This window comes from Rhizobacter sp., from assembly GCA_021153565.1.
In the GTDB taxonomy this organism is placed as follows: domain Bacteria; phylum Pseudomonadota; class Gammaproteobacteria; order Burkholderiales; family Burkholderiaceae_C; genus Albitalea.
The window spans coordinates 1-6382 of the sequence record JAJKJU010000128.1 but is presented as its reverse complement, the minus strand read 5'-3'; the positions used below and the strand labels follow the sequence as shown (position 1 = coordinate 6382).

Genomic DNA, 6382 nt, shown 5'->3' with positions numbered 1-6382 from the left:
TTGCCAACTACCAGCGCGATGCGGCGAGATGGCTTGGGCACGGCTTGGGCGGCGGCCGGCGTGAAGCTGCCTGCCAGCAGGGCCCGCAACAGCTGGCGCCTCGCGCACGCGAACGGCGTCATGGCGCGCAGCACCCGCGACGCGCCTGCACGCTCACCATCTCGACAAGCGGGCTGTGCTCGAGCGCCAGGCGCACGGCGTCGAGACGCGCTGGCGGCACACTCAGGCTGTAATCGCCTAGCTGGCTGGGTCCTTCCACGATATGCGCGTCGACACTCAGCAGCAGCTTGCGCGTATCCCACTCCGTGACCCCGCGCTTGAACCGGAGTTCCAGCAGAGGCGCCATTGCGACGGCGGAGCGCTCGACAGCGTAGTCACCCGCCGCGGGTCCGGCGTCAGGAAGCCTCTGAGCGAAGAAACCCACGCCGACCATCACAACCAACGCGGCAGTGAGACCCATTGTCGGCCGAGAGCCAAGCCGCCACTGGCTGACCGAGCGGACCACCTCGGCAAGACCGCGCCGTGTGGTCGTGGGCTCGGGGTCGAGCAGGCGCACTATGGAGGACTCTTCGTCTTCGCTCCAGCCACTGCTGGCCCCCAATGTCGCCCCGTGCGTACGCACGACCTGCTGCATCTCGCGATGCCAGTCGAGCGCCTGCGCCGCTTGCGGCGATTCACGCAGCACCTCCTCCACTCGGTGTCGACCCTCGGCGTCGATGGTTCCATTGACATACCAGGGCAGCGCCCGCTCAAACTCCGCCCAGCGATCGCCGTCAATCATTGGGAGCCCCTGCATCGGGGCCTAGGCAGGCCTTCACTTTGAGATGGGCATCGCGCACGCGCGTCTTGAGGGTGTTGAGGTTAATCGCGAGCAGGCTGGCAATCTTTTCCTGCGGCATCTCGGCATAGTAGACAAGACAAAGCGCATCCTGAAGCTTGGGGGAGAGCTTTCGGATGCACGCCAGCACGCTGTCTCGGCGCTGCTGCGCGGAGATCGCAAGGTACGGGTCGGCATGGCCGAAGACAGGAGGATCGCCAATCCCAACCTCCTCGGCCTCATCGAACGGTTCGATGGTCAAAGGACCGTTCGCAGGACGAGCACGCTTGCGCCATGCAGTTGCGGCCAAGTTGCGCGCGATACCAACCGCCCAGGTGGTAAAGCGTGCGTGGCCGCGGTATTGCGTTGCGCCTTTCCATATCTCGATCACGGTGTCGTGCCAGATCTCGCTGGCGAAGACCGGATCGCGGTAGTGCTTCAAGATGTGGGAGTGGACGACCTTGCAAGCGTCGTAGAGCTGCTTAATAGCCCGTTCGTCTCCGCTGCGCGCGGCGTCGATCAGCCCCATGGCCTGGTCGTTGTTCAATGCGATTACGTGCAAGGGTTGCGTTCCGGTCACGGCCTCTTTCTCAGTGGGAAATTCTGACCAGCCAAGCGAGCAAAGCTCGTCTGCCGTCATTGGACTGAGGACTCTATTTGAGGCGGCGACTGAACGTCAATGCGCCATTGCTTCCGTTCAAGGGGGTGGCATTCATTCGCAATTTATGAGAGGAGCAGTCTCAAACGCAGCGGCACCGCTCTTTTTTTCGAAGAAGACCAAACCTTTCTTCTGCGTGACACGACTTAGCCATGACCAGAGTCAATTGGTGACGAGTGATGTGACTCTTGTGTCTCCCCACGACTCCCGTGGAAGACATCTCCGTCGAGGCGAGTAAGCACCTGATCCGCCTCATCCTTGCATTTCCAGGCTTCGCCGCGGACGACGCAGACGCCAGCCCCGTGTGCGTTCCGTCCGCGAATGACGGCCTGTCAACTATCAAGCGACCAACATCAACATGCAATTCAGTACCTTTCGTACTTCGATGATCGCCCTGGCTCTTGGCGCCAGCGTGGCCGCGTGCGGCGGCGGTGGAGATAGCACGACGTCCGACCAGGCCGACACCGCCACGTTGCCGGAGACGGCGACGGCGACGGCACAAGCTGTGACCAGCGATGCTGCCATGACGACCACGGGTCATTCCGGCGTCGGCATCAACGTGAGCCCGCTCACCACTTATTCGCCCGAGATCCCGACCATCGACCTGATGAAGCGCGCAGGTGCGTGGTTCGTCGGATGCTCGACGGCCACCAATGCGATGTGCAAGGACTTCACCGGTGCTGCGAGACCCCTCGACACCCTGGAAGAGGCCAAGCTCGACGTGGATGCCGACGGCTGGATTCGCAGCCTGCCGGCTGCCGGCGACACCTCCGTCAAGTTCCGCTATGCAACGACGGTGCTGTCCGCGGGCATCGCCCCGGATGGCGTGTATGTCGTCCGCTACGACGGCATCGGCAAGATCAGCTACTCCGGCGTGGCCAGCAAGATCGAGGCGCAATCGAAGAGCGGCCGCGACGTCGTGAAGGTCACCAACTCCAGCTCCGGTGGCATCTTTCTTACGATCAACGCGACTGACAAAACAAACTACCTGCGCAACATCCGGGTGTATCCGCCAGGCGGCGCCTGCTCGAGCGACTACACGACCTTCGCGGCCGACACGTCCGCATGCGGGGGCGCGCGCGGCACCTTCGTTCCGTTCGAGTCGTTCCCCGCAACAAACCCCTGGTATCCTCCGTTCTACACCGACCTCAAGGGTTTCCGAACTCTGCGCTTCATGGACTGGATGGCGGCCAACACGAGCTTGCTGGCCAACTGGTCAGACCGTCCGCAGCCCACCGCCCGCGCCTGGACGACGCCGTACGGTGTGCCGATCGAACACATGATCGACCTCGCCAACGCTGTCGGTGCCGATCCGTGGATGAACCTGCCGCCTCACGCCACGGACGACTACGTGCATCAGTTCGCCCAGCTCGCGCATAAACGCCTCGCGAAGAACCGTACCCTGAACCTGGAATACGGCAACGAAACCTGGAACTACGCCTTTGCCCCGACAAAATGGATGTACGACCAGGCGGCCGCGCATTGGCCGGCCGAGGTAGCGAAGGGGACGAGCATCTACGGGCTCCAGTTGAGTTGGTACGCAGAGCGGCTGACGCAGGTGTGCGACATCGTCAAGGCCGAATTCGGCGCTGATGCGAACCGGGTGCGCTGCATCTCGAACACCCAGGCCGGAGGCTACGGCGCGTCGCAGGTGCTGGCCTGCCCATACGCGGCCGCTGAGCTTGGCAAGACCTGCGCGAAGAGCATCGACGTCGTCGCGATCGCGCCCTACTTCGGACACTACATCGGCAGCGCCAAGTTGCGGCCGACGATCGCAACTTGGTATGGCGACGCAGATGGCGGCATGGGCAAGATGTTCGAGGAACTGACCGGACTTGACGCGGCGGGCAACGTCGTCACCCCGTCGCCCTTGGCCGCGGCGGGGAGTGGCGCCCCGACCGGCGCGCTTGGCCTCGCGAAGACGTGGATGGCACAGACCAAGGCCGCTGCCGATACGTACGGCAAGCCGATGTGGGCCTACGAAGGCGGCCAGCACCTCATCGTTCCAGGCGGCGACACCGACACGACGTTCGTGAATTTCGAGATCGCGGCAAACCGGGATGCCCGGATGGGATCGGCCTACGAGCAGTACATGGCCGACTGGAAAGCGGCGGGTGGACAGACCTTCGCCTACTACAACCACGTCGCCACACCATCCAAGTTCGGCATGTGGGGCCTGAAGGAAACACTGACCGATGCCAAAAACCCGAAATGGCAGGCGGTAGTCAAGGCACGCGACGGTACGTGCTGGTGGGCAGGCTGCTGAGCGTCGAACGACCCGGCCTCGCGCCGGTGACCATCCCCTTGAAATGAAAGCGGGGAGGCGGCCCAAATCCTGGGCCGCCGACGCTTCGTGGAGAACACCGGATGATTCGTTCTGCAAAGCAGCTTTCCGCATGGGCCGCACTGCTGACTGCGTTGCCGGCATTCGCAGCGCCCTCGCACTACTACGTGGGCACTGGCACTCCGCCTCCAAGCGATGTGGTGGCGACCTTCGCTCCCATTCCCTGGGTTTGTTGGCGACATGTTGCACCAATCCGGCGTGACGCCGGGACGGCTGTGACAGGGAGTGCCCGTTCTGCGGGCGCGCCAGTGCCCTCCGGTCGAGCACGCGGTGCAGCGCTCATCGACTGGAATGCGTGGATTCAGACACGGAAATCCTTGCTTGTCACGACCATGCAACGAAGCCGCGGGCGCCGGGCCAATGCAGGACCTCTCGCGCGTAGGACCTGACCGACACGACGCCGCGGCGCAAGACTATTTCTGAGACGGGTAGCTTCTGGGTACCCTAGGCGTTCCGTCTGGTGAGCTTTTGGTCACCCATATTTTCAAATTGACTCGAGGTGAATTCATGAACAAGGATCAAGTCAAGGGCTCCGTCAAAGACGCCGCTGGCAAGGTGCAAGAAAAGACCGGCGAAGCAATCGGCAGCACTGAGCAGCAAGCCAAAGGTCTTGCCAAGCAGGTCGAAGGCAAGGTGCAGAAGAACGTCGGCGACGCCAAGGGAGTCCTGAAGGACTCCGGCCGCAAGTGATCCTCGTTTCACCGGCGCCCGCCGAGTTCTAAGTGTGACCGGCGCCGGTGCGTGGCAAACAAGCGCGCCGCTGTGGGATAGGGCTTCCAGAAGCAGCCCGTCGTGATTGTTTGTGTTGTTCCCAACCCAGTCAGTTGTCCATCGGCTGCGCACTTCGCGGGCGTCAGTTCCTCGGTCAATGGCCTGCACTTGAGGAAGAGCAATGCAAGCTGCCGAGAAGGCACCCAATGCTGAGCTCGTCACTCCAGCCGACGAGTCATGGGTGACAACTGATTGCGGGTTTCCCGAGCGAGCGAAATCGGCTTCAAGCCCCGCCGATGCTGGATTCTTTTGAGCCGGTCTGAGTCGGTCAAAATCCGGGCGTTTGGGCGCAGCAATGGCAATGGCAATGGCAATGGCAATGGCAATGGCAATGGCAATGGCAATGGATTCCGACGAGTTTGACGCTAGAGCAGTTCGATGAATTTGTCTTGCCGCACCTGACGCGCAGTCGCCGAGGACCGCCGCTCACACTGTCGCCGCACGTGATCTTCAATTACGTCTTGCAGTTGCTGTACCTCGGATGTCAGTGGAAGGAACTGGCCCATCGGCAAAGGCGCAGATGGACGTGCGGAGATCCACTACACGCGCATCTATCGGGCATTTCGTCGATGGTTGGACGATGGCTGTATCGACGCGATCTTCACCGGCTCGGTGTTGACGCTTGCACAGCACGATCTACTCGATACGACAGTCGTTCACGGTGACGGCCACGACGACCGCGGCCAAGAAGGGCGGCGATAACATCGGCTTCAACGGGGTCATCAAGGGCGACAAGGTCGTGCCCTTCTGCCGACCGCAACTGCAACGTGATCGCGCCGTTCGATTCGCCCCAGGCAGCCGCAACGAGTCACCCATGTTGCGAGAGGCGCTGCCGAAATTGACGAGCATCGCTCGCGCGGGGGGCATCGAGCTGAAGGGCACCATCGTCAGCCTGGATGGCGTCTACGACTGCCACGCCAACCGAAAGGCCATCTTCAATCGCGGCATGGTGCCCAACAACAATGAGAACACGCGCGGCAGGAAGACCACCAAGCGCGGGCGCAAGCGGCTGTTCGATGCGGCGATCTTCAAGGAACGATTCCGCACCATCGAGCGCGTGTTCGCCTTGGAGGACAAGTTCCGCCGCGTGCTGATTCGCTTCGAGCGCATCAGCACCGTGCACTACGCACTCAAGACCTTGGCCTACACGATGATCAACCTGCGGCACTTCCGCGGCTGAGTCCCCCCTGGTCTAGACCATTCGAGAACGGTGCGTGGCATCGCATCGCGGTTCCGCTCGCGCCGTTCTTGCCGAATCCATCACTTCGCGGCGTCTGATGCCTCTAGCGCAACTGCTACTCGACGTTCGCCATCGAGCGAACTGGCGACTTCGTGCCGACCGAACCCGCAACGAGTTGATCAGTTTGAATCGCACCCCGTGCTGGACTACGACAGAGCCCTCAGTTGCGCGTAGCCGGCGACCGACGCAGCAAAAAGAGGGCCGACCCACAGGTCGGTCCTCGGAAAATTCATGGGCTTCTCCTTCAGAGTTGATGAAGATTGCATCCCCATCGTGGCGCTCGTTGCCGTTCGCCGCTACTCGCGGCTACCTCAGGAAGGGGAAGTCCCTTTCATTCGTTGGACAAGGCTCCCGGCTCCCCGGGGTCGACGTGCTGCTGGCCGGTCATCTGCATACCAGCCGGATGGCGGGCACGGGAGACCGCTATGCGTTGTCGGGCTACGAGGCGCTAGTGGTTTCGGCGGGGACCGCCACGTCCACCCGCGCACGCGGAGAAGCCAACTCGTTCAATGTGCTGCGATTGCAGAAGCATCGGGTCGAAATGGAGTGGTT

Annotated in this window: 5 protein-coding genes and 1 pseudogene; 4 read left to right on the top strand and 2 right to left on the bottom strand. The window is 62.3% G+C overall.

Annotated elements, in window-relative coordinates; all coding sequences use genetic code 11:
* Positions 1 to 118: 118 nt before the first annotated feature.
* Positions 119 to 781, bottom strand: a complete 663-nt coding sequence (locus AC30NL_RS07955) for a hypothetical protein (RefSeq protein ID WP_489463470.1) — start codon at positions 779 to 781, stop codon at positions 119 to 121.
* Positions 774 to 1346: an RNA polymerase sigma factor gene (locus AC30NL_RS07950; RefSeq protein ID WP_489463469.1), complete on the bottom strand. Its 573-nt coding sequence runs from the start codon at positions 1344 to 1346 to the stop codon at positions 774 to 776. Before AC30NL_RS07950 ends, AC30NL_RS07955 begins: the two co-directional genes overlap by 8 nt.
* Before the next feature lie 487 nt (positions 1347 to 1833).
* On the opposite strand from AC30NL_RS07950, the gene AC30NL_RS07945 reads away from it, so the two are divergent.
* The 4 genes and pseudogenes from AC30NL_RS07945 to AC30NL_RS07930 form a co-directional block, all read left to right on the top strand.
* On the top strand, positions 1834 to 3741 hold the full coding sequence (locus tag AC30NL_RS07945) for a hypothetical protein (RefSeq protein ID WP_489463468.1): 1908 nt from the start codon (positions 1834 to 1836) through the stop codon (positions 3739 to 3741).
* A 585-nt stretch (positions 3742 to 4326) separates the two neighbouring features.
* Complete coding sequence (locus AC30NL_RS07940; protein WP_489463467.1) at positions 4327 to 4509, top strand: CsbD family protein; 183 nt, start codon at positions 4327 to 4329, stop codon at positions 4507 to 4509.
* Between the two features lie 703 nt (positions 4510 to 5212).
* Complete coding sequence (locus AC30NL_RS07935; protein ID WP_489463466.1) at positions 5213 to 5770, top strand: transposase family protein; 558 nt, start codon at positions 5213 to 5215, stop codon at positions 5768 to 5770.
* Between the two features lie 313 nt (positions 5771 to 6083).
* Positions 6084 to 6382, top strand: a pseudogene (locus AC30NL_RS07930) (hypothetical protein); the annotation flags it as partial.